Origin of the sequence: Blastococcus sp. TF02A-30, assembly GCF_003319185.1 — a bacterium.
GTDB lineage: Bacteria > Actinomycetota > Actinomycetes > Mycobacteriales > Geodermatophilaceae > Blastococcus.
On record NZ_QOHJ01000002.1, the window covers coordinates 184,665 to 205,862 of the forward strand.

General features: G+C 74.7%; 23 protein-coding genes and 1 riboswitch. Of the genes, 14 read left to right on the top strand and 9 right to left on the bottom strand.

Translation table 11 applies throughout. From position 1 onward, the window contains the following. Positions 1 to 91: 91 nt before the first annotated feature. Positions 92 to 1,261, bottom strand: coding sequence for a hypothetical protein (locus DQ241_RS05165; protein WP_113829106.1), 1,170 nt, complete (start codon positions 1,259 to 1,261; stop codon positions 92 to 94). Between the two features lie 211 nt (positions 1,262 to 1,472). Between DQ241_RS05165 and DQ241_RS05170 the strand changes: the two genes are divergently transcribed. Continuing rightward, positions 1,473 to 2,180, top strand: a complete 708-nt coding sequence (locus DQ241_RS05170; RefSeq protein WP_113829107.1) for a hypothetical protein — start codon at positions 1,473 to 1,475, stop codon at positions 2,178 to 2,180. A gap of 87 nt (positions 2,181 to 2,267) precedes the next feature. Here the strand turns inward: DQ241_RS05170 and DQ241_RS20515 are convergent, their stop codons facing one another. Continuing rightward, entirely contained in the window at positions 2,268 to 2,543 is a 276-nt protein-coding gene (locus DQ241_RS20515) for a hypothetical protein (RefSeq protein WP_158545876.1), read from the bottom strand. Here DQ241_RS20515 and DQ241_RS05180 point away from each other — a divergent pair. The 4 genes from DQ241_RS05180 to DQ241_RS05190 all read left to right on the top strand — a co-directional run bounded on the left by DQ241_RS05180 (position 2,542) and on the right by DQ241_RS05190 (position 6,170). Further along, a complete protein-coding gene (locus DQ241_RS05180; protein WP_158545877.1) occupies positions 2,542 to 2,748 on the top strand; it encodes a hypothetical protein in 207 nt (68 codons plus the stop codon). The genes DQ241_RS20515 and DQ241_RS05180 overlap by 2 nt on opposite strands. Positions 2,749 to 2,890: 142 nt before the next feature. After that, positions 2,891 to 3,064 (top strand): hypothetical protein, encoded by a 174-nt coding sequence (locus tag DQ241_RS20520; protein WP_158545878.1) that lies wholly within the window; start codon positions 2,891 to 2,893, stop codon positions 3,062 to 3,064. A gap of 160 nt (positions 3,065 to 3,224) precedes the next feature. Continuing rightward, positions 3,225 to 4,343 carry a ScyD/ScyE family protein gene (locus DQ241_RS05185; protein WP_113829109.1) on the top strand — a complete coding sequence of 373 codons (1,119 nt, stop codon included), beginning with the start codon at positions 3,225 to 3,227 and terminating at the stop codon, positions 4,341 to 4,343. 123 nt (positions 4,344 to 4,466) lie between these two features. After that, positions 4,467 to 6,170 carry an FAD-dependent oxidoreductase gene (locus tag DQ241_RS05190; protein WP_113829110.1) on the top strand — a complete coding sequence of 568 codons (1,704 nt, stop codon included), beginning with the start codon at positions 4,467 to 4,469 and terminating at the stop codon, positions 6,168 to 6,170. Here the strand turns inward: DQ241_RS05190 and DQ241_RS05195 are convergent. Continuing rightward, on the bottom strand, positions 6,130 to 7,197 hold the full coding sequence (locus DQ241_RS05195) for an ADP-ribosylglycohydrolase family protein (protein WP_113829111.1): 1,068 nt from the start codon (positions 7,195 to 7,197) through the stop codon (positions 6,130 to 6,132). The two genes, DQ241_RS05190 and DQ241_RS05195, sit on opposite strands and share 41 nt — an antisense overlap. On the opposite strand from DQ241_RS05195, the gene DQ241_RS05200 reads away from it, so the two are divergent. Further along, complete coding sequence (locus DQ241_RS05200; RefSeq protein ID WP_113829112.1) at positions 7,184 to 8,278, top strand: diguanylate cyclase; 1,095 nt, start codon at positions 7,184 to 7,186, stop codon at positions 8,276 to 8,278. The genes DQ241_RS05195 and DQ241_RS05200 overlap by 14 nt on opposite strands. On the opposite strand, the gene DQ241_RS05205 is transcribed toward DQ241_RS05200, so the two are convergent. Continuing rightward, positions 8,251 to 8,769, bottom strand: coding sequence for a C40 family peptidase (locus DQ241_RS05205; protein WP_113829113.1), 519 nt, complete (start codon positions 8,767 to 8,769; stop codon positions 8,251 to 8,253). The genes DQ241_RS05200 and DQ241_RS05205 overlap by 28 nt on opposite strands. A gap of 11 nt (positions 8,770 to 8,780) precedes the next feature. After that, a riboswitch (cyclic di-AMP (ydaO/yuaA leader) is annotated at positions 8,781 to 8,934 on the bottom strand. 350 nt (positions 8,935 to 9,284) lie between these two features. On the opposite strand from DQ241_RS05205, the gene DQ241_RS20820 reads away from it, so the two are divergent. From DQ241_RS20820 to DQ241_RS05220, 4 genes are all read left to right on the top strand, one after another. Continuing rightward, on the top strand, positions 9,285 to 9,431 hold the full coding sequence (locus tag DQ241_RS20820; protein ID WP_199584101.1) for a hypothetical protein: 147 nt from the start codon (positions 9,285 to 9,287) through the stop codon (positions 9,429 to 9,431). 126 nt (positions 9,432 to 9,557) lie between these two features. Beyond that, the gene (locus tag DQ241_RS05210; protein ID WP_113829114.1) at positions 9,558 to 10,091 is read left to right on the top strand and encodes a flavodoxin; all 534 of its coding nucleotides are present in this window, start codon (positions 9,558 to 9,560) and stop codon (positions 10,089 to 10,091) included. A 40-nt stretch (positions 10,092 to 10,131) separates the two neighbouring features. After that, positions 10,132 to 11,178 carry a DUF3048 domain-containing protein gene (locus tag DQ241_RS05215; protein WP_113829115.1) on the top strand — a complete coding sequence of 349 codons (1,047 nt, stop codon included), beginning with the start codon at positions 10,132 to 10,134 and terminating at the stop codon, positions 11,176 to 11,178. Between the two features lie 32 nt (positions 11,179 to 11,210). Beyond that, positions 11,211 to 12,161, top strand: coding sequence for a D-2-hydroxyacid dehydrogenase family protein (locus DQ241_RS05220; protein ID WP_113829116.1), 951 nt, complete (start codon positions 11,211 to 11,213; stop codon positions 12,159 to 12,161). Between the two features lie 63 nt (positions 12,162 to 12,224). On the opposite strand, the gene DQ241_RS20525 is transcribed toward DQ241_RS05220, so the two are convergent. Beyond that, positions 12,225 to 13,028 carry a hypothetical protein gene (locus tag DQ241_RS20525; RefSeq protein ID WP_158545879.1) on the bottom strand — a complete coding sequence of 268 codons (804 nt, stop codon included), beginning with the start codon at positions 13,026 to 13,028 and terminating at the stop codon, positions 12,225 to 12,227. Then, positions 13,025 to 13,957 (bottom strand): ABC transporter ATP-binding protein, encoded by a 933-nt coding sequence (locus tag DQ241_RS05230; RefSeq protein ID WP_113829117.1) that lies wholly within the window; start codon positions 13,955 to 13,957, stop codon positions 13,025 to 13,027. The genes DQ241_RS20525 and DQ241_RS05230 overlap by 4 nt, the downstream gene beginning before the upstream one ends. Before the next feature lie 162 nt (positions 13,958 to 14,119). Between DQ241_RS05230 and DQ241_RS05235 the strand changes: the two genes are divergently transcribed. Together DQ241_RS05235 and DQ241_RS05240 are read left to right on the top strand one after the other, a co-directional pair. After that, positions 14,120 to 15,403, top strand: coding sequence for a histidine kinase (locus DQ241_RS05235; protein ID WP_158545880.1), 1,284 nt, complete (start codon positions 14,120 to 14,122; stop codon positions 15,401 to 15,403). Next, on the top strand, positions 15,400 to 16,047 hold the full coding sequence (locus DQ241_RS05240) for a response regulator transcription factor (protein ID WP_113829119.1): 648 nt from the start codon (positions 15,400 to 15,402) through the stop codon (positions 16,045 to 16,047). Before DQ241_RS05235 ends, DQ241_RS05240 begins: the two co-directional genes overlap by 4 nt. Positions 16,048 to 16,050: 3 nt before the next feature. On the opposite strand, the gene DQ241_RS05245 is transcribed toward DQ241_RS05240, so the two are convergent. Next, positions 16,051 to 16,491: an ATP-binding protein gene (locus DQ241_RS05245; protein ID WP_113829120.1), complete on the bottom strand. Its 441-nt coding sequence runs from the start codon at positions 16,489 to 16,491 to the stop codon at positions 16,051 to 16,053. 72 nt (positions 16,492 to 16,563) lie between these two features. Here DQ241_RS05245 and DQ241_RS05250 point away from each other — a divergent pair, with 72 nt between their 5' ends. Both DQ241_RS05250 and DQ241_RS05255 read left to right on the top strand, forming a co-directional pair. After that, entirely contained in the window at positions 16,564 to 16,929 is a 366-nt protein-coding gene (locus tag DQ241_RS05250) for an STAS domain-containing protein (protein ID WP_113829121.1), read from the top strand. A 10-nt stretch (positions 16,930 to 16,939) separates the two neighbouring features. Continuing rightward, complete coding sequence (locus DQ241_RS05255) at positions 16,940 to 19,138, top strand: SpoIIE family protein phosphatase (RefSeq protein ID WP_158545881.1); 2,199 nt, start codon at positions 16,940 to 16,942, stop codon at positions 19,136 to 19,138. A gap of 114 nt (positions 19,139 to 19,252) precedes the next feature. On the opposite strand, the gene DQ241_RS05260 is transcribed toward DQ241_RS05255, so the two are convergent. Both DQ241_RS05260 and DQ241_RS05265 read right to left on the bottom strand, forming a co-directional pair. Next, complete coding sequence (locus DQ241_RS05260; protein WP_113829123.1) at positions 19,253 to 20,773, bottom strand: hypothetical protein; 1,521 nt, start codon at positions 20,771 to 20,773, stop codon at positions 19,253 to 19,255. Next, complete coding sequence (locus tag DQ241_RS05265; RefSeq protein WP_113829124.1) at positions 20,770 to 21,144, bottom strand: trypco2 family protein; 375 nt, start codon at positions 21,142 to 21,144, stop codon at positions 20,770 to 20,772. Before DQ241_RS05265 ends, DQ241_RS05260 begins: the two co-directional genes overlap by 4 nt. Positions 21,145 to 21,198 lie beyond the last annotated feature (54 nt).

Below are 21,198 nucleotides of genomic sequence, written 5' to 3' on the forward strand. Positions count from 1 at the left end.
CAGCCTCGGTAGTTCAGCCACGTTGTGGTCCTCGGGGTTCGATTGAGTGTGTCTCGTCGGCCGTCTGGCCTCAGCGGCGGGACATGGTGTCTTAGTCACCGGCGTCGCTCTGGGACAACCTTCCCGACGCGGCCACGATGGCGCCCCTCCGAGCGGAGTCCTTCAGCACATCCAGAGGTATCCCGGGACGCTTCTTGAAATCGGTCGCCGCGATCGCTTCGACCGCCAAGGGCAAGCCGGCAGCCGAGAGCTCCTCCAGGAATCGCCCCACGGCGACAGGGCCTGCGCCTCGCGTCCACTGGAAGTTGCACGAGAGTGACGAGGGAGACCCGCAGTAGACGCTGAACGGGGCGATGTCGGCGCCTGATGCCGCGGTGCCCCAGATCGAGTAGCTCGGCTGGGCGCCTGAGCCGCCGCCCTGAATGCGGAAGCCATGCGCAGCCAGGTCGTCGGCGAACGATGCGACCGCGTCCGCCAGCTCGGGGTCACGCTCACGCAGCCAGGCGTCGACGTCCGTGGAGGTCCACCGGGCGGCCCCGGCAGCGCTCCGGCGCGCGTTCTTCTCATCCGCGGACTCCGAGCCGTACACGGTCGGGATGAGGATCTCCGTGTCTCCGTGGACCGCCCGGCGGAGCTCCACGGCGAGCAGGCGCATCCCTGCCGAGGTGTGCGTGTTGAGGTATCGGACGATGCGTCGGAGATCCGCGCTGATGGAGTCGACCGCGAGCACCAACGTGAAGACGCCGGCCTCCAGGTTGGCCTCGAACGCGCGGCGCGCGTCATCCGGCTGACCATCGAACAGGAGGTCGAGGGACGTACCGCCGCGCGCCTGCCAGAGCTCCTCAAAAGTCGCCGGCGTGAGTTCGGACAGGCGTGCCGCGTAGTCGAGGACCTGACCGACGATGACCCGGCGGATGTCTGCATCGGTGGCCAGCTTGCACTCGACGATCGTGATCGTGCCATCGGTGTCGACGACGACGAGGTCGGCGCGGCCCACGCTGGTGGCCAGTTCGCGGACGGCGACCGCGTCCGCGCCAACGCCCTCGATGAGGCTCGGCTGCTCGGACAGGATCTGCTGCAACTCCGCTTCATTCACGTAGCCGTAGCTGCTGGGGTCGGTCCACCGCCCGCCGTGATCACGGACTCGGATCTCGGCGGCACTTCGCTGTAACGACACCGTGGCACTGTGCCACGACAGCGACCAGGCGCCGGCCAACGCATCCGGCTGCAGGTCTCCGGCGGCGCCCACCGCGCTATGCACGCGACCTCGGCACCGGCAAGCCGGTCGGGCGGGCGACGCACGGCGTCCCGACGAACCACCGGATCGGCGTCGGCGGCGCGGCGCCCTCGTCGGTCACGTTGCCGGTGGCCTGACTTCCCGGGTGGCGACCCGCCGGCGAGCGTGCGAGGCCTTGAAACGCCGCGCCGCGTCGCACACTGAGCCGACGCGGCTTTCGGCTCGGAGGAGTTCCATGTACGACGCACGGCCCCAGGTGCCGGCTCCTGGCCCACGCGCGCCCAGGGCGGCGGGATGGTTCAAGGGTGCCTGGTACTTCGCCATCACAGTGGTCTCTTTCGGTTTCCTCGCCGCGATCCCTTTTTGGCACGCGGCCAGCCGTCTAGGGCGGCGCGACCTCCGTACCCTCGCCCTGACCTACACGCTGGCGGGGATCTATCTCGTCGTCATCTTTTCCGTAACTCCCCGGAATGCAGACGGCACGACGGCGAATGAGACGCTCAGCGTGATCGGTGGCCTCAGCGCCTTTTTCATCCTGATCGTCGGTTGCCTGCACCTCCGCCCGCTGCGCCGTCAAGTCTATGGCGGGGGGCGAGTAGTACTCGCCCACGACGATCCCGTGGTGGCCCGCGCGCTCGAGGCGCGCTCTCGACGACAGGAGACGCGGCGTCTGCTCGCTCGTGAACCCGCCCTTCGGCGCGAGCTCGGCATCGGGCGCCCCGACCTGAACCGCGGTTACGACGACGGAGGTCTGATCGACCTCAACACCGCACCCGCCCGTGTCATCGCCACGGTCTGCGGCATCGAATTGCCCCATGCCGAGGCGATCGTCGCCGGGCGCAGGACCCGCGGCGGCACGTACTTCAACATCGGCGAGGTGCTCGTCGATGTCCCGCTCCCGCCGCACGTCCAGGACGAGCTGCGCGAACGCGCCGTCTTCTGACCACCCACCAACGCACACGGGGATCCACGTGACTTCACCGCCGTACGACCCGATCGGCTTCGGCGACGGGCCTCCGCCGCGACCGTTCTACCGCCAGCCCTGGTTCGTCGTGATCGCAGGACTCATCGCCATCGCGCTCCTCGTCCTGGTGGCCGGGGGCGACTCCGACGACGGGTTTGAGGCGAGTGCGGCCACCGCCACGACGAGTTCCTCGGCGTCGACCCGGCCGTCGGCCGCGCCGACGTCTACGGCGGAGAGCTCGTCGCCCGCTCCGACGCCGGCAGCCTCAACGTCCGCGGTTCCGACGTCGTCGGCTCCAGTGACGCCCGCGGTGGACTTCGCGATGCCGGACGTGGTGGGCATGGATCTGCAGTCGGCGCAGGACCTGATCCAGACCTACGGGGTCTTCCTCAGCGTCTCCCATGACGTGAGGGGCTCCCGCAACCAGGTCGTGGACTCGAACTGGATCGTCTGCGACCAGAACGTCCCGTCGGGCCAGCGGGTCACCGGCGACGTCGAGGGCTTGATTGACCTCGGTGTCGTGAAGCGCGGGGAGTCTTGCCCCTGAGCGACCGGCGGTGTCGCCTGAGCCACAGGATGACGAGTCGCCAAGTCGACATCTCGACCCCATTCGCCCCGCTCGTCCCACCCGCCCGGGACGCCTCTCCAGCGTCCCGGGCGGACGGCAGTCCGCTTCGTACGGTTGTTACGTGGCCAAGCACTTCGTCGATGAGACCGCTGAGTTCAAGATGCCCCGTCCCGGGCGGCACGCCGCCGCCGACACCGGCGAGCTGGACCTGACCCAGCGCTTCGACCCCGGCTTCCGCCGGCAGCGCCCCGCCGTCCCCGCCCCGCAGCCGACCCGGGACGCCGACCACCGCTGACCTCCGCCGCCGGGAGCGCCACCCTGCCGCCCCGCCGCTACCCGCTGCGACGCCGCGCGCGCCGCGGTGGGAAAGCGGGCGGAAAGGGGTGCCCGCGCCCGTCCTCCGCCTGACAGGTTGCTCCGCGTTCTCGGGGGACCTCGACGCGGAGGAGAGACGCATGCGGCACCACAGGAAGGCCGCGGGAGCGGCTGCGGCACTGGCGCTGATCGCCGTCCCGGCGACGGCGAGCGCGCACGACGGGTACCACGGCGGGGAACCGATCACCACGGTCGCCGGCGGCCTCGACGGGCCCCGGCAGCTCAGCGACTACCGGCACCACAAGCTGCTGGTCGCCGAGTCCGACTCCGGGGAGGTCTCGTCGGTCGACGTGCGCACCGGCGAGGTCCGCACCCTCCTCAGCGGCCTGGGCAACGCGCAGGGCGTGGACAGCAAGCGCGGCTGGATCTACGTCGCGGTGGGTGAGTCCGGCCCGCCGCCCGAGGATGGCGCGGCCCCGGCGGCACCGCCGCCCGGCACACCGAGCCAGGTGCTGATCGAGGCCACCCCGGACGGGACGGTGCACCGCACCTTCGACCTGCTGCAGTACGAGCTGGACCACAACCCCGACGGCCAGCTCCAGTTCGTCGACGGGGAGCCGGTCGACACGCTGTCCAACCCGTTCTCCGTCCTCGTCCAGCGGCACCGGGTGCTCGTCGCCGACGCCGGGGCCAACGCCGTCCTCTCTGTCGACCGGCACACCGGCGAGATCAGCACGTTCTTCGTGCCGCCGACGGTCACCGACGTCGAGGGCTGCGCGGATGCGCCGAACAACCCCGGCACCGTCGGCTGCGACCCCGTGCCGACCGAGATCACCGAGGGGCCCGACGGCCTGATCTACCTGGGCACGCTCGGCGCCGAGGTGCCGGGAGCGGGCCGGGTGTACGTCCTCGACCAGCACGGCAAGAAGGTCGACGTCATCACCGGGCTGACCTCGGTCACCGGCGTCGCGGTCGGCGACCACGGCGAGGTCTACGCCTCCGACGTGATCGAGGGCGCGCCGCCCATGGGCGACGCCCCGCCGCCGCCCGGGTTCGACCCGGCCACCGTCGGCGAGGTGACCCGCATCGCGCCCGACGGGATGCGGACCACCGCCCAGGTCACCATGCCCTCCGGCCTCGAGGTCCAGCACGGCGAGCTGTACGCCTCCGCCTGGAGCATCGCCGGCTTCCTCGGCCTCGAGGGCCGCGGTGAGGTGCAGCGGATCGGCGCCGGCGCCTTCACGGCCCCGGTGAGCTGACGCACCCTGCGGCGGTCGGTGCGCCACCCGGCGCGCCGACCGCCGCGGGGCTGGTGGTGGGGAGCACCGGCTCCTAGGCTCGGCCCGTCCGAGCGGGGGACACCCACTCCCAGGGACGCCGCCATGAGCTTCCCCCTGCTGATCGCCGTCGACGACGACGCCGCGCTCCTCGCCGACGTCGAGCGGGAGCTGCGCAACCGCTACTCGGCCGACTACCGGGTCTGCGCGCTCGGCTCCGCCGCCGAGGCCCGCGCCACGCTGGCCCGGCTGGCCGCGGACTGCGAGGACGTCGCCCTGGTGCTCGCCGCCGAGCAGCTGGACGGCGCACCCGGCACCGAGCTGCTCGCCGACGTCCCGGCGCTGTTCCCCGACGCCGTCCGCGTGCTGCTCATCGGCTGGGGCCACCTCGGCGACCCGCCCACCGGCGACGCGATCTTCGACGCCATCGCCGGCGGCCGCACCGACCAGTACCTCGTCCGGCCCGCACCGCCGCCGGACGAGCAGTTCCACCAGGCGGTGTCCAGCTTCCTGCTCTCCTGGGCCGAGGAGCGCCGCCGCGCCCCGCACACCATCGAGGTGGTGGGGGAGGAGTGGGCCGGGCGGGCCTACGAGCTGCGCGAGGTGCTCGGGCGCTGCGCCATGCCGCACCGGTTCTGCCTGGCCACCAGCGACGAGGGCCGCGCCATCCTCGCCGGCACCGGCGAGCGCCGGCTGCCGATGGTCGTGATGCCCAGCGGCACGGTCCTGGAGAACCCCACCGACGCCGACATCGCCCGCGCCTCCGGCACCGCGATCGACCCCTCCGGCGAGCACTACGACCTGGTCATCGTCGGCTGCGGCCCGGCCGGCCTCTCCGCCGGCGTCTACGGCGCCTCCGAGGGGCTGCGCACCGTCGTCATCGACTCCGGCAGCATCGGCGGCCAGGCGACGTCGAGCTCCTCCATCCGCAACTACCTCGGCTTCCCGCGCGGCCTCACCGGCGCCGAGCTCGCCCGCCGCGCCTACCAGCAGGCCTGGGTGTTCGGCGCCCGGTTCGGGTTCATGCAGGAGGTCGCCCACCTCGAGCAGGGGCCCGACGGGATCGTCGTCTCGCTGCACACCGGGGGCCTGGTCGTCGCCCGCGCCGTCGTCCTCGCCACCGGCGCCGCCTACCGCCGGCTCGGCGTCCCGGCGCTGGAGGAGCTGCACGGCGCCGGCGTGTTCTACGGGGCCGCGGCGTCCGAGGCCCCGCTGGTCGCCGGCAAGGACGTCTACCTCGTCGGCGGCGCCAACTCCGCCGGGCAGGCCGCGCTGCACCTCGCCCGCTACGCGAATCGGGTCACGCTCGTCGTCCGCGCCGCGACGCTGGCCGCCGGGATGTCGCACTACCTGGTCCGCCAGGTGGAGCAGGCGCCCGGCATCGAGGTGCGCACCGGCACCGAGGTCGTCGACGGCGGCGGCGACGGCCGGCTCGAGCAGCTCGTCCTCCGCGACCGGGCGAGCGGGACGACGGAGACCGTGGCCGCGGACGCGCTGTTCCTCATGATCGGCGCCCGCCCGCACACCGGCTGGCTGCCGCCCACTGTCGAGCGGGACGACGGCGGCTTCGTCCGCACCGGCGCCGACCTCAGCGACGCCGCCCGCGCCGCGTTCGGCCGGGACCCGCTGCCCCTGGAGACCAGCCTCCCCGGGGTGCTCGCCGCCGGCGACGTGCGGCGCGGCTCGGTCAAGCGGGTCGCCTCGGCCGTCGGCGAGGGGTCGATCGCGATCCAGCAGGTGCACCGCCTGCTGGCGGCCGAGCGGCCGGTCAGCGCGCTCGGGGCCGGAGGCGTCCCAGCGCCGCGGTGAAGCTCTCGTTCCACAGCCCGAGGTGCGGCCAGCGCTCGGCGACGTGCGCCGTCGCTTCCTCCACCGACATCCCCTCCTCGCGCACCAGCCAGCCGCGCAGCACCAGCCCGGTCCGCGACGCGCCGCCGTGGCAGTGCACCAGCAGCCGGTGGCCCTCCGCGCGCAGCGCCGCCATGTCGTCCAGGACGTCGGCGAGCACGACGTCGAGGTCGGCGTTGTGCTCGTTGTCGGCGATGTAGGCCATCCGGTGCACCGGATGCGGGAACGGCTCGCCCAGCCGGCACAGCGAGATGACGGCGAAGTCCTCGTCGCTGTACCGGGCACCGTCCAGGTTCCCGGCCCAGATGCCCGGCAGCACCTCCGCCGGGCCGATCCGGGGGATCACGCCGGGGTCGTAGTTCTGCTGCACCCCGCTGTCCAGCGCGGCGGCCAGTTGCTGCAGGTCGGGCAGCCGCCAGGTGCGGTCGCCGACCCGCCCGTGGACGGCGGACGCCCACCGGCTGGGGATCCCGCCCATGCCGAACACCGCACCCGCCAGCCCACCGGCGAGCGCGGCCGTGGCCGACGTGTCCCCGCCGAGGTCGATCGCCCCACGCAGCACCGCGGCGAAGTCGCGGCCCGCGCGCAGCGCCGCGACCGCCCGGGCCGGCGCGGGTTCGGGGGACGCGGCGGCCGCCAGCGGGTCCTCGCCGTCCAGCGCCCGCCGCACCATCTCGGCGAAGGCGCCCTCGCCCGCACCCGTCCGGGCGGAGCGGATCGCGGCGGCGATGGTCCCCGGGCCGTCGGGGCTGCCGCCCGCGAGCAGCTGCTCGGCCTCGCGCAGCGCCGTCCGCGTGACGTCGGTGAACTCACCCGGCGCCAGCGCGTCCGTACCGCACATCTCGGTGCGCGAGCCGCGGGCCGGCGTGGGGAAGCGGGCCGAGAAGCGGCCGGGCGCGCCGGCGAAAGGCGCGCCGAGCGCGTCGCCGACGGCCGCGCCGACCAGGGCCCCGGCCGCGCGGGAGGAGCGGTGCATGCGCGGGATCACACCGGCATCCTCCGCCACGGCGCTCAAGCACCGCCGCCGGCGGGCCGACGTACTGGAGGTGAGCAGGTCTGCGACGTCCGGGGTGGCGTCGACGCGCCTCATGGCGCGCACCCTGGCCACCTTCTTCGCCTTCGGCGGCGTCGCCGGCCTCGCGGTCGTCTCCGGTCTCGAGGCCGGGCGTCCGCAGAGCGTCCTCGCGGTCCTGTGCCTGGTCGCGCTGGTGGCGGGCGCCGTCGTCGGCCGGTGGGGACCGTCCTGGCCCCGGGGCTCCTTCCACGCCACCGTCGGCGCCGCGGCCGCGATGATCGTCACCGCCGTCCTGCTCGCGCCCGACCCGGTCACCTCGCTGGCCGCGGCGGTGCTCATCTCGTTCGTCGTCGTCGACGCGCACTTCTTCTTCACCTCACGGCAGGCGCTGGCCCACCTCGTGCTCGCGGTCGCCGGCGTCACCGTCGCGCTCGTGCTGTCCGACGTGCGGCTGGGGGTCGCGGTCGGGCTCGACCTGGTGCTCACCGGCATCGGCCTCGTCATCCGCCGGCTGGTCCTCCTGGCCGCCACGGCCAGCCGGGACCCGCTCACCGGGCTGCGCAACCGGCGCGGCTTCGACGACGCGCTGCTCGAGGCGATGACCACCGCAGCCCGCACCGGCGAGCCGCTCTCGGCCGCCCTGCTCGACCTCGACCACTTCAAGGCGGTCAACGACACCGAGGGCCACGAGGCCGGCGACCGGCTGCTGTGCCGGGTCGCGGACGCCTGGCCGGCCGAGCTGCCCTCCGGCGCGGTGCTCGCCCGGCACGGCGGCGATGAGTTCTCCCTCGTCCTCCCGGGGACCGCGGGCCCCGACGCCCTCGCGCTGGTGCGCCGGGTGCTCGACCGGCACCCCGGGCTGGCGCTGTCCTGCGGCGTCGCCGAGCACAGCAGCGGCGAGACCGCCTCCCAGCTCATGCGCCGCACCGACCGGGCCCTCTACGGCGCCAAGGCCGCCGGCCGTGGCCGGGCGGAGCTCGACGCCGTCGAGAGCCCGGCCGGCCGGGCGGCCCCGGGCGTCGTCGGTCAGGCGACCCGGCGCGCGGTGTTGTAGCCCCACATCGAGTCGACCGGCACGACGGCCACCGGCTTGCCGTAGGTGGAGGAGTGCACCATCTGCCCGTTGCCGATGTACATGCCGACGTGGCCGATCGGGCTGTAGAAGAAGATCAGGTCACCGGGCTGCAGGTGCGCCCGGTCGACGTGCACGCCGGCGGTGGCCTGCGCGCGCGAGGTGCGGGGGAGGTTGATCCCGGCCGCCTGGTAGGCCGACCAGGTCAGCCCCGAGCAGTCGTAGCCGCCGGGGCCGGTGCCGCCCCACACGTACGGCTTGCCCTGCTGGGACAGCGCCCGGTCGACGGCGGTCTGCGCGGCGGCGTTCGTCGCGGCGACGGGTGCCGCGGCCACGGATGCCGCGGCGGGCGCGGCGCCCGCGTCGGCCGAGGCGGCCACCGGGGTGAGCGCGATGCCGGCCCCGGTGAGGACGGCGAGCGCCGCCCCGCGGACGGACCGGCGGGTGGGCGTGGACGTGCGCGTGCTCGTCATGGACGAGGTGCTCCTGTTCTCCTCGACCGCCTACCGGGTTAGCTGTCGGGTTCGGGCGGGGAACTCGCCCGGCGCGACGCACGGTCGCGCTTCACCCCAGTCCTGCGGTGGGTCCCCGGTCCGGGTACCGGCGGTCGCCGGTGCCCGGTTCGGCGGTGTCCGACGGGGTGCCACCGAAGGCGGTGACGACGAGGCCCCGACCGGACCGCGACGACCGTAGGACCGTTCCCGGCGCCCCGCTGGGGAGCCGATCGACCCGCCCCGGACGTCGTCGCCCCGCCGCTGCGAGGCGAATCGCCGCGCCCACCACGACAAGACGCAGGAGCGCGGGACGACCGGTGACAGGTAGGTGCACGCAGGGCGATCGCCGGCTCACTGCGCCGCCGCGGCGTGGCGGAACGCAGCGTCGACCACCCGTGCCCGCGTGCCGCGCCGATCACCCGGACGAGGAACCCGGGGGTTGATCCGGCCGTCATGGGGGCAAGCAGGTCAGCAAGCAACTCGAGGAGGACGACATGGCAGGAATGCTGCGCAAGCTCGCGATGTCCGGGATCGCCGCCAAGGTGATCTCCGAGGCCCGCAAGCCGCAGAACCAGGCGAAGATCAAGAAGGCGATCGCGGACTTCCAGAAGAGCCGGCAGGGCAAGAGCCCCCGGCGCTGACGGACCGCACGACGGTGCCCCTCCCCGGCCACGGGCGAGGGGCACTGCCGTGTGCGGACCGAAGTCCCTCCCGCGGCACGGGCCGGGCACCTAGCGTCGGGCACCCCCGGACAAGGCGGTGAACCCATGACGCGAGCCCTCGTCGTCTACGAGTCCCTCTTCGGCGACGCGCGGCAGATCGCGCTCGCGATCGCCGACGGCCTGGCGTCGACCATGCCCGTCGACGTCGTCGCCGCGGGTGACGCCCCGTCGGAGGTGGACGCCGACGTCGCGCTGCTCGTCGTCGGCGGACCCAACCACGCGATGTCGATGCCGCGGCCGTCCACCCGCGCCGACGCCGCCGCGAAGCAGGGGGCCGACGTCGCCGACCCGGCGTACGGCCTGCACGAGTGGCTGGACGACGTCCGGCTGCCGCGGGGCGTCCGCGCCGCCGCGTACGACACCCGGATGAGCCACCCGAAGCTCCTCGTCAAGCTCGACCACGCGTCGAGGACCGAGGAGAAGCTGCTGCAGCAGCACGGCGCGGAGCTCGCCGCCCCGGCCGAGCACTTCACCGTCCAGGACGCGAAGGGCCCGCTCGTCGACGGCGAGGAGGACCGCGCCCGGCGCTGGGGGCAGGCGCTGGCACAGCTCCTCGGCGCCCGCGCCCCGCACGCCTGACCGGGTCACGACCGGACGGCGGTCGGCCGATAACGGCACCGTGACGAGCCGTCGGACGACCCGCGCACTCGGAGCGATCGCGGCCGTCGCCGCGCTCGCGCTCACCACCGCGTGCGGCCCGAAGGCCGCGGAGCCGGTCGCGGCGGAGTCCAGCACGCCCGCCCCGCCGCCTCCGCCGCCGACGTTCCCGTGGCCGCTCACCGGTGTGGAGACGACGGCCCCGGTGCAGCGCCCGGCGCTCGCGGTGAAGATCGAGAACTCGGTCGACTCCCGCCCGCAGACCGGCCTGAACCAGGCGGACATGGTGTGGGAGGAGGTCGTCGAGGGCGGCATCACCCGCTTCGTCGCCGTCTTCCACTCGCAGCTGCCGCCGGAGATCGGCCCGATCCGGTCCGTCCGCCCGATGGACCCGCCGATCGCCGCCCCGCTGCGCGGCCTGTTCGCCTTCTCCGGCGGGCAGGGACCGTTCGTGCAGGCGGTCAAGGACGCCGGGCTGCAGGTGATCAGCCACGACGCCGGCGCCCCGGGCTTCTACCGCAAGACCGGCCGCTACGCCCCGCACAACGTCTACGCGAACCCGGCCGACTTCCTCGCCCAGGCCGACGCGAACCACAGCGCCGACCCGCTCGAGCAGTTCCACCTGGCCGACGCCGCCGAGCAGCCCAGTGCGCTGGCGGCCGGCGTCCCCACCGGCACGCTCACCCTCAAGCTCTCCGGCGTCAGCCACCCGGTGTGGACCTGGAGCGCGCCCGACGCGGCCTGGCTGCGGGCCGAGGGCAGCACGCCGGCCACCGACTCCGACGGCGCCCGGCTCCGGGCGACCAACGTCGTCGTCCTGCGGGTCGACGTCGTCAACACGCGGTTCAGCGACCCGGCCGGCAACCCGGTGCCGGAGACGGCGGTGGTCGGCACCGGCGAGGCGCTGGTCGCCACCGGCGGGCAGACGATCGCCGCCACCTGGTCGAAGGCGTCCGAGAGCGAGCCGGTCGTGCTCACCGACGTCAACGGCGGGCCGGTGCTGCTCGGCGCGGGGAACACCTGGGTGGAGCTGGTGCCGAAGCGCACCGGCGCGGTGATGCCCGGCTGACACGAGCCGCGGCGGGGGAGTAGACCTCACCCATGCGGATCGCCGTCCTCGACGACTACCAGTCCGTCGCCGCCGAGTACTGCGACTGGTCGCGGGTGCCCGGGCCGGTCGAGGTGGTCGAGTTCCACGACCACGTCGCCGACCCCGAGGCGCTCGCCCGCCGGCTGCAGCCGTTCGACGCCATCATCGCGATGCGCGAGCGCACCGACTTCCGCCGGCCGCTGCTGGAGTCGCTGCCGAACCTGAAGCTGCTGGTCACCACCGGCATGCGGAACAAGTCGATCGACGTCGCGGCCGCCGTCGAGCGCGGCATCACCGTGTGCGGCACCGGATCGGTCGGCCCGGCCACCGCCGAGATGACCTGGGCGCTGATCCTGGCCGTCGCCCGCTCGATCCCGAGCGAGGACGCCTCGGTCCGCTCCGGCGGCTGGCAGCACACGGTCGGCCTGGACCTGCACGGCGCGCGGCTCGGCGTGATCGGGCTGGGCCGGCTCGGGAGCCAGGTCGCGCGGATCGGGCAGGCGTTCGGGATGGACGTCGTCGCCTGGAGCCAGAACCTCACCGACGAGCGCGCCGCCGAGGTCGGGGTGCGCCGGGTGGAGCGCGACGAGCTGTTCGCGACGTCCGACGTCGTCACCATCCACCTGCTGCTGTCCAAGCGGACCCGCGGGCTGATCACCGCCGACGACCTGGCGCTGCTGAAGCACACCGCCGTCCTGGTCAACACCAGCCGCGGGCCGATCGTCGACCAGGCCGCGCTGCTCGACGTCCTGCACGACGGGCGGATCGGCGGTGCCGGGCTGGACGTCTTCGACGTCGAGCCGCTGCCCGCCGGGCACCCGCTGCGGTCGGCGCCGCGCACGGTGCTGACCCCGCACCTGGGCTACGTCACCCGGAACACCTACGAGGTCTACTACCGCGACGCGGTCGACGACGTCGCGGCGTTCGTGGCCGGCTCGCCGGTGCGGGTCCTCGAGGGGTAGGTCCGCGCGCAGTTGTGCTCTGCCCCGTGGAGCGGGGCAGAGCACAACTGCGCGGGAGAGCACTCAGCCGGCGTCGCGCCGCAGGAGTCGCCACCCGCCGGCGGCCAGGGCGAGGCCCGCCCACCCGACCACTAGTGCCGCCGCGTGGCCGAGGGACATGTCCATCGGCTCGTCCAGCAGCAGCCGGACCGCACCGGTGCCCGGCAGCCACTCGGCCAGGTCGGCCAGCCACTGCACCCCGAACGACTGGAACAGGAACGGCAGCACCAGTTGCAGCAGGAAGACGGTGGCCAGCGCTCCCGCCGTGGACCGCAGCAGTAGCCCCGCGCCCACGGCCATCACGGCACCGGCGGCGAGCACCGCGGCGATCCGCGCCAGGCTGCCGGCGCCGTCCTCGACCGGAAGGGTCAGGTCCGGGTCGATGAGCAGCGCGACGACGTCGGCGGTGAGCGCCAGCGCGACACCGACGACGGTCACCACGATGGCGGGGACGGCGATCCGCGCGGCGAGCAGCACCCCGCGGCGCGGCGTCCAGGACAGCGTCGGGCCGATCGCGCCGCTGGCGTACTCGGAGGTGACCGCGAGCAGCGCCAGCACGAGCAGCGCGAACTGGCCGAGCAGCACGCCGTACTCGCCGGCGAACGTCGACACGATCGGGTTCGCCGCGGTCGCCGTCCCCTCGGCGTCGTCGGCCGCGGCGATGGCGCCGAGCCCGACGATCGTCACCGTGGCGGCGACCAGGCACCACCAGGTCGTCCGCACGGTGCGCAGCCGCACCCACTCCGCGCCGGCCGCGCGGGACAGCACCGTCGTGGTGCCCGGCTCCGTGGACCGGGCCGGCTGCCGGACCGCCGTCGCCGCGGTCATCGCCGTGCTCCGACGAGGTCGGGCGCGGACACCTTGTACTGCACGCTGTCGCCGGTCAGGTCGAGGTAGACCTCCTCGAGCGAGGAGTGCTCCTCGGCCAGCCGGTGCACCGACGCGCCCACCTCGAGCGCGACGTCGCCGACCGTCTCCGCGGGCGCCCCCTCGACCAGCAGCTCGCCGCCGTCGGTCGGGTGCACGCGGAAGCCCCGGCGCAGCAGCGCGCCGGCCAGGTCATCGAGGGCCGGCGTCCGCACCCGCACCTTCGCGTGCGCGTGCCGGCCGCGCAGCACCTCGGCGATCGGGGCGTCGGCGATCAGCCGGCCACGGCCGATGATCACCAGGTGGTCGGCGGTCTGCTCCATCTCGCTCATCAGGTGGCTGGAGAGCAGCACCGTCCGGCCCTCGTCGGCCAGCCGGCGCACCAGCCCGCGGACCCACCGGACGCCGTCGAGGTCCAGCCCGTTCATCGGCTCGTCGAACAGCAGGACGGCGGGGTCGCCGAGCAGCGCGCCCGCGATGCCGAGCCGCTGCCGCATGCCGAGGGAGTAGCCCTTGACCCGGCGCTTGGCCGCGGACCCGAGCCCCACCTGGTCGATCACCTCGTCGACCCGGCGGGAGGGGAGGCCCTGGCTGCGGGCGGCCACCCGCAGGTGGTCGCGCCCGGAGCGGCCGGGGTGCACCGCCTGGGCGTCGAGCAGGGCGCCGGCCGCGCGCAGCGGCTCGCCGAGCCGGGCGAACGGCCGGCCGCCGACCAGGGCGGAACCGGCGGTCGGCCGGTCGAGCCCGAGCACCATGCGCATCGTGGTGGACTTGCCCGCGCCGTTCGGCCCGAGGAAGCCGGTCACCTTGCCCGGCTGGACATCGAAGGTCAGGTCGTCGACGGCGCGCACCGCGCCGTAGGTCTTGGTCAGCCCGCGCACCTCGATCATGCCGGGCTCCGGAACAGGGATGAGGTCATGGCAGCGAGCGTTCCGGGAACCGGGGTGCCGGCGGATCACCCTGCAGCGCCGACCTGGGTCCCCCGCGCGGGGGAGGGGCGGAGCACGCCGTGGGGGGAATCGCCCGGAGCCCCGGCGCGACAGGATCGACCCGTGCCCTCCACGACGTTCCCCCGCTCCGGGCCCGAGATCGGCGCCGCGTTGCACGCGGTCTTCGCGACCGCCGTCGGCCCCGGCTGGCCCGGCCGGCTGCTGTACGGGCTGGCGAGCGTGCCGGCCGGCGCGCTCGGCCTCGCGTTGTACGTCGCGCTGCTCGGCTCGGTGGTGGCCGTCATCTACGGCGTCGGCCTGCTGCTCGTCCTGCTCGTGCTGGCGACCATCCGCGGCTTCGCCGGGGTGGAGCGGGGCCTGGCGCGCATCCTGCTGGGCGTCGAGATCCCGGCCGGCGAGCAGGTGCGGCGCCAGTCCGGCCTGGTGCTCAAGGTGCGCCGGCTGGTGGCCTCGGCCGGCACCTGGCGGGCGGTCGGCTGGGTGGGCGCCCGCGTGCTGCTGGGCGTGGCCACGCTCGCCGTCCTCTTCTTCGCCACGATCATCTGCGTCGCGCTGCGCGTCACCATCACCTGGAACGTGGTGAACGCGCTGCCGCTGCTCGGGCTGATGGCGCTGACCGTGCTCGGCGGCCTGCTGCTGCTCGACGCGATCGTGCGGGTGGCCACCTCGGTGGCGCCGCGACTGCTCGGGCCCGGCGCCGAGCAGCAGATCGCCGCGCTGCAGCACAGCAGCCGCCGCCTCGCCGACCGCAACCGGCTGGCCCGCGACCTGCACGACACCATCGGGCACGCGCTCACCGCGAGCCTGCTCCAGGCCACCGCCGCCCGGCGCACCCTCACGCCGGCCGACGACCGGCCGGTGCAGCCCGACTTCGCCCGGCAGGCGCTCCAGCACATCGAGACCAACACCCGCACCGCGCTGGCCGAGCTCGACCGCGTGCTCACCGTGCTGCGCGCCGAGGAGGACGGCCGCGACCCCGCCCCGTTCGCGGCGCCGTCCCTCGGCGACCTCGACGAGCTGCTCGAGGGGCTGCGCGACGGCGGCCTGCCGGTCGCCCTGACCGCCGACGTCGACGCCGACGGCGTGCCCGCGGACGTCCAGGAGCTGGCCTACCGCGTCGTGCAGGAGGGGACGACGAACGTGCTCCGGCACGCGGGCACCCCGCTGACCGTCGCCCAGGTGCTGCGCGCCGGCGGCACCCTCGTCGTCCGCGTGCACAACGAGCCGCCCACCCTGCTCGACAGCCGGCCCGGTCCCGGCGGCGGGCGCGGGCTGGCCGGTCTCCGCGAGCGGGCCGCCGCGCTCGGCGGCACGCTGCACGCCGGGCCGACGCCGTCCGGCGGGTTCGAGCTGACCGTCACCCTGCCGCTGGACGGTGCCGCGTGACCCTGCGGCTGCTCCTCGTCGACGACGACGTGCTCGTGCGGTCGGGGCTGCGGGTGATCCTGGAGAGCGAGCCCGACCTCACCGTGGTCGGCGACGCCGGCACCGGGCGGGAGGCGCTGGAGGTCGCGTCGCGCACCGACCCCGACGTCGTCCTCATGGACGTGCGCATGCCCGACATGGACGGCATCGCGGCCACCGCCGAGCTGGTCGCCCGCGATCCGCTGCGGCCGCGGGTGCTGGTGCTGACCACCTTCGAGGACGACGACTACCTGTTCCGCTCGCTGCAGGCCGGTGCCAGCGGGTTCGCGCTCAAGCGCTCGGACCCCGACGAGCTGGTCGACGCCATCCGGGTGGTCGCCCGCGGCACGTCGCTGGTGCTGCCCGACCTCACCCGGCGGCTCATCGCCAGCCACGCGCCGTCGCGGGCGAGGGGGAGCGCCGCCCTGCCGGAGCTGACCGGCCGAGAGGCGGACGTGCTGCGGCTGGTGGCCGGCGGGCTGTCGAACGCCGAGATCGCCACCGAGCTGTTCCTGTCCCGCGAGACGGTGAAGACGCACGTCAGCAGCGTGCTGCTCAAGCTCGGCGCCCGGGACCGCACGCAGGCGGTCATCGCCGCCTACGAGAGCGGGTTCATGACCGCCTGAGGGTCAGCGGGGGTCGAGCAGCCGGAGCTTCGGCGGGGTGGGGCCCGGGTCGAGCTGCTTCTCCAGCGTCACGCGGTGCCGGCCGTCGTCGGACTGGACGAACTGCAGCCGGTCGACCAGCGCCCGCATGAGCACCAGGCCGCGGCCGCCGCCGTCGTGCATCGGGGCCGGGTCGTCCTCGGCCGACTGGAGGTCGAACCCCTGGCCGTCGTCGAGGACGCTGATCGAGCACAGCTTGTCGTCGACGTGGATGTCGACCTGGTACTCCTCGTGCTCCCCGGCGTGGTTGACGACGTTCGCGCACGCCTCGGTGAGCGCCAGGGCGAGCTCCTCGATCGTCGGCGTGGGCACCCGCAGGTGCTCCAGCGTCTGGCGCAGCAGGCCGCGCATCAACGGCACGCTGCCTGCGTCCGGTGGTAGCCGCACGCTGAACGCGATCTTCACTCAGCTCACCTCCTTCGACACCGGTGCCCTACCCTCGACGAGGAAAACCGACGAGGTGAGAGGAGGCGGACGGTGCATTTCGACGTGGAGCGGCGGACGGTCGCCGGCCGCTCGGTGCTCACCGTACGGGGTGAGCTCGACCTGGCGACGGCGCCACAGCTGCGCGACGCCGTCGAGGAGGCCCTGGCCGGGTCGGCGCGCGACGTCGTCGTCGACCTGACGCCCACGGCGTTCCTCGACTCCAGCGGCGCCCGGACGCTGATCAGCGTGGCCCGGACCGCGGTGGGCGCCGGCGCCGTGCTGCACGTCGTCGCCCCCACGGCGAACACGGCCGTGCGGCTGACCATCGACCTGCTCGACCTGGGTGCCTACGTCCCGGTCGTGGGGTCCGTCGGCGAGATCCCGACGGGCATCGCCGGTCGCGACGCCGGCACGTAACGTCGCCGCGGTGACGACGTCGCCCGCCGCCGGTAGCCGCCTCGACGAGGAAGCGCTGGTGCGCTGCGCCGACGAGCCGATCGCCGTCCCCGGTGCGATCCAGCCGCACGGGGTGCTGCTCGCCGTCACCGAGCCCGAGCTCGCCGTCGTCGTCTCGTCCACGAACGCCGCGGAGCTCTTCGGCGGGCCGGTCGCGTCGCTGCCGGACGTCCTGACCGACGACGACCTCACCCGGCTGCGCGAGGGGCTGGCCGGTGACCTGGCCGAGGTGAACCCGCTGCGGATGACCGTGCGCGGGGCCGAGGTCGACCTGGTCCTGCACCGCGCCGACGGGCTGCTGCTCACCGAGTGGGAGCCGGTCGCCGGCGCGGAGCAGGCCGGCGCGGCCTGGCACCGGCGGCTGCCGACCGTGCTGCAGCGGCTGTCGGCCGCGACCACGCTGGAGGAGCTCGGCGCGACGCTGGCCCGCGACGTGCGCTCGGTGACCGGCTTCGACCGGGTGATGGTCTACCGCTTCGACCCCGAGTGGAACGGCGAGGTGATCGCCGAGGCCCGGCGCGAGGACCTCGAGCCGTTCCTCGGGCTGCGCTACCCGGCCAGCGACATCCCCGCCCAGGCCCGCGCGCTGTACACGACCAACTGGATGCGGATCATCCCCGACGCCGGCTACACCCGGGTGCCGTTGGACCCCCCGCTGCACGACGGCCGGCCGCTGGACCTCTCCGGGTCGATGCTGCGCAGCGTCTCGCCGGTGCACCTGGAGTACCTGGCCAACATGGGCGTCGTCTCGTCGATGTCGGTGTCGCTGATCGACCGCGGCAAGCTCTGGGGGCTCATCTCCTGCCACCACTACGCCGGCCCGCACCGGCCCTCGTACTCCGACCGGGTCGCCGCGGAGTTCCTCGGCCGGACCGCCTCGCTGCTGCTGCACACGCTGGTGGCCGAGGGGGAGCGGGAGGGCGTCGTCGCGGTCGCGTCGCGCGCGGCCGAGCTGTCCGCGTCCGTCGGCGCGGCCCCGCGGGCGCTGGCGGCCGCGCTCACCGGCGAGGACGTCACCGCGCTCGACCTGGTGCCGGCGGCCGGCGCGGCGGTGCGGATCAACGGCCAGCTGCGCCTGCTGGGCGCCACGCCGCCGGCCGATCGGGTGCCCGGTCTCGTGGCGTCGCTGCTCGCGGCCGGGATTTCGACCACCGACGCCGCCTCGACCGTGGTGCCGGAGGCCGCCGACCTGGTGGACACCGCCGCGGGCGTGCTCGCCGTCCCCATCGGTGGCGACGACTTCCTCGCCTGGTTCCGGCCGGAGACGCTGCGCGAGGTCACCTGGGGCGGCAACCCGTACACCTCCAAGGTGGCGCAGACCGACGCCGGCCCGCGGCTGAGCCCGCGCCGGTCGTTCGACGCGTGGAGCGAGACGGTGCGCGGGACGTCGCAGCCGTGGCGCGAGCACGAGGTTGCGGCGGCGCGGTCGCTGGCCGCGCACGTGGCGGCCGCCGCGCTGAACCGGGCGTCGGAGGACAACCGGCTGGCCGGCGCGCTGCAGCGCACCCTGCTGCTGGAGGAGCTGCCGAAGGTGCCCGGCGTCGACCTGGCGGCACGGTACCTGCCGTCGCAGGAGGACGTCGTCGGCGGCGACTGGTACGACCTCGTGCCGCTGCCGGGCGGTCGGCTGGCGGTCGTGGTGGGCGACGTCGCCGGGCACGGCCTGTCCGCGGCGGCGGTGACCGCGCAGCTCCGGCACGCGCTGCGCGCGCACCTGCTGCGCGCCGGTGGCCCGGCGGCCGCGCTGAGCGGGCTGAACGAGGTGACCAGCGCGCTGCTGCCGGGGGAGATGGCGACGGTCGTGGTGGCCGAGCTGGACCCGGCGAGCGGGGACGTCGTCCTCGCCAGCGCGGGGCACCTGCCGGTGCTGCACGTGACGGCGGACGGCGCGGACTACGTGATGGGCGGCCGCGGCCCGGCGCTGGGGGTGCTGGACACGCCGTCCTATCAGGAGGAGCGGCTGACGCTGGCCGGCGACGACCGGCTGCTGCTGTTCAGCGACGGCCTGGTGGAGCGCGGCCGCGGCGGCCTGCCGGTGGGGCTGCAGCAGCTCAAGGACGCCGTCGGCGGGTCGCCGGCCGACGCAGACGCGCTGCTGGACGCGGTGCTGACCGCGATGGCCCCACCGACCACCGACGACGTCACGCTGCTGGCGGTCGCCCGAACCTGACAGGTACCCCGAGGACAGTTGTGCTCTGCCCCGCCAGGCGGGGCAGAGCACAACTGTGCTGGGCTCGCCCGGTCCAGCGCTGGAGACGGCGCCCGCCCCTGAGCCGTCGGCGGCTCAGGACCCGAGGGGGTTCGCCACCTCCGGCGGGCGCAACCGCTTCCCCACCTCCGTCGACAGCGCGACGGCCAGGCGCACCGCGTAGGAGTCGAGGGCGGCCGGGGTCATGGGCACCGGCACCCGCAGCGTCGCCTCGCCACCCCGGACCATCGTGCGCGTCCACGCCGAGCGGAGCGTCGTCAGCGTCAGGGCATCGGTGCGCTCGTGGTCGGCCGTGCCCGGCAGCCACTGGTCGGTGAAGGACCAGAACGCCGGCCGGAGTTGCGACCGGTAGGCCTCGGCCAGGGGGCCGGTCCCGCGCAACGGCACCCGGGCGTCGTGCAGCAGCGGGCGGTACCCCAGGCGCCCGTGCATGGCCGTGGCGAACGCCCGTCCCCGCGGATCCGTGCCGTCCCTGCGGTAACTCCGCGCCGCGCGCTCCAGCACGGCGGTCACCGGCGTCCACCCGAGGGCAGCGCAGATGTCGTCGGCGCACCGGGCCGCGTCGTCGAGGTCAGCCGCCGGGCGGACGGCGTCCCCCAGCGCGTTCCAGATCTCCACCACCCGGCCTACCGGGTGCAGCTCGCGCAGGTCGACGCCGCGGCGGTCGAGCCGGTGGATCGGCAGGCACGGCGGGTTGAGCGCGACGTCGCAGGCCGCCAGGTGGGTGGCCAGCAGGCTCGCCGTGGTCAGCCCCGGGTACGTCCGGCGGGTCCGCTCGAGCAGGAGGTACAGCTCGATCTCCTCGCCGCCCTCGATGCCGGCACCACCGTCGAGCACCGGGCGCAGGGTCTCCTCGTCGTCGGGATAGGCCTCGATCGCCAGCGCGGCCGACTCCATGACGCCGGCGACCGTGTAGGCGTAGGCGCTCGGCAGCGCGACCAGCAGCGCCTCGAACGCCTCCGGCGTGGGCCGGACCGGCTCCGACGCCAGCGCGAGGACGAACTCCTGCGGCCAGCGGCTCCCGCGGCGCTCGTACAGCTCCAGGATGCCGAGCTGCAGCCGCGACCAGCGCTGCTCCCAGGTGGTCGCCACGACGGGGAAGGCCATCGCCGCGCGCAGGTGCGCCCGGGGCGTGCCGGCGAGCTCCATGGCCATGGCCTCGGCCAGCTGCCACCCCTGGAGCAGCCCGGTCAGGACCGGGTCCCCGTGGTCGGGGTCGGCACCCACGGTGGGCAGGTACTCCAGCAACGGGAGCTCGATGGGCAGCCCGGCGTCGACCAGCCAGCGCAGCATGCGGGTGACGTGGTCGTCCTGCACCGACCGCAGGAGCCACGCGTAGTAGCCGACCGTGGTGCCGAGGGCCTGGCCGGTGTGCGCCAGCTCGTGCACGTAGGTGGCGACGACCTCGTCGTAGGGGCCGTCGGGTTCCTGCCGCGCCAGGGCCGCGAGCAGGTCGGCCTGGGTGCAGTCCATCGTGAGGGTCAGCGTCGTGTGGTCGAGGAAGCCGGTGAACCGGTCGGGATCGGTGGCCGTGGTGGGCGGGTGCACCGGCTGCGGAGCGCGGGGATCGCGGCGCGCCGGGCCGGGAACGGTCACCGGCCCCGGCGGCGCAGGCGCGGCCGGACCGGCAGCGCGTCGTCGTAGTCCAACCGGTACCGCTCCGGCGCCTCGGGACCGGCCTCGTCCGGCGCTGCCGGTGGCGCTGCTCCGGCAGCCACGAGCCGGAGCGTCATCCGCTGGGTGCGCTCGTCGCCGCGGTCGGCCTGCCCGCCGACGCTGACCACCTTGAGGTCTATGCCGGCCTGGCCCTGCCGCGAGCGGGAGACGACGAAGGACAGCTCGATCTCCAGCTCGGCCACCTCGAACACGGGCCGGAGCCCGGCAGCGGTGCGTTCGCGCTCCGAGTCGAGGAGGTCGACGCTGAGCCGCTGGATGAGCTGCTTGACCGAGACGTCGTCGTCGTCCATGACCGCGCTCCTGCCGTCGCCGCACCCGATGGTTCTCGCGGGCGCGGCGGCGGG

Bases quoted from the DNA above. Each gene is read 5' to 3' on its own strand.
- DQ241_RS05170 (WP_113829107.1), top strand. From the start codon at position 1,473: ATGTACGACGCACGGCCCCAGGTGCCGGCTCCTGGCCCACGCGCGCCC.
- DQ241_RS05180 (WP_158545877.1), top strand. From the start codon at position 2,542: ATGGATCTGCAGTCGGCGCAGGACCTGATCCAGACCTACGGGGTCTTC.
- DQ241_RS20515 (WP_158545876.1), bottom strand. From the start codon at position 2,543: ATGCCCACCACGTCCGGCATCGCGAAGTCCACCGCGGGCGTCACTGGA.
- DQ241_RS05185 (WP_113829109.1), top strand. From the start codon at position 3,225: ATGCGGCACCACAGGAAGGCCGCGGGAGCGGCTGCGGCACTGGCGCTG.
- DQ241_RS05190 (WP_113829110.1), top strand. From the start codon at position 4,467: ATGAGCTTCCCCCTGCTGATCGCCGTCGACGACGACGCCGCGCTCCTC.
- DQ241_RS05200 (WP_113829112.1), top strand. From the start codon at position 7,184: ATGCGCGGGATCACACCGGCATCCTCCGCCACGGCGCTCAAGCACCGC.
- DQ241_RS05205 (WP_113829113.1), bottom strand. From the start codon at position 8,769: ATGACGAGCACGCGCACGTCCACGCCCACCCGCCGGTCCGTCCGCGGG.
- DQ241_RS20820 (WP_199584101.1), top strand. From the start codon at position 9,285: ATGGCAGGAATGCTGCGCAAGCTCGCGATGTCCGGGATCGCCGCCAAG.
- DQ241_RS05210 (WP_113829114.1), top strand. From the start codon at position 9,558: ATGACGCGAGCCCTCGTCGTCTACGAGTCCCTCTTCGGCGACGCGCGG.
- DQ241_RS05220 (WP_113829116.1), top strand. From the start codon at position 11,211: ATGCGGATCGCCGTCCTCGACGACTACCAGTCCGTCGCCGCCGAGTAC.
- DQ241_RS20525 (WP_158545879.1), bottom strand. From the start codon at position 13,028: ATGACCGCGGCGACGGCGGTCCGGCAGCCGGCCCGGTCCACGGAGCCG.
- DQ241_RS05230 (WP_113829117.1), bottom strand. From the start codon at position 13,957: ATGATCGAGGTGCGCGGGCTGACCAAGACCTACGGCGCGGTGCGCGCC.
- DQ241_RS05265 (WP_113829124.1), bottom strand. From the start codon at position 21,144: ATGGACGACGACGACGTCTCGGTCAAGCAGCTCATCCAGCGGCTCAGC.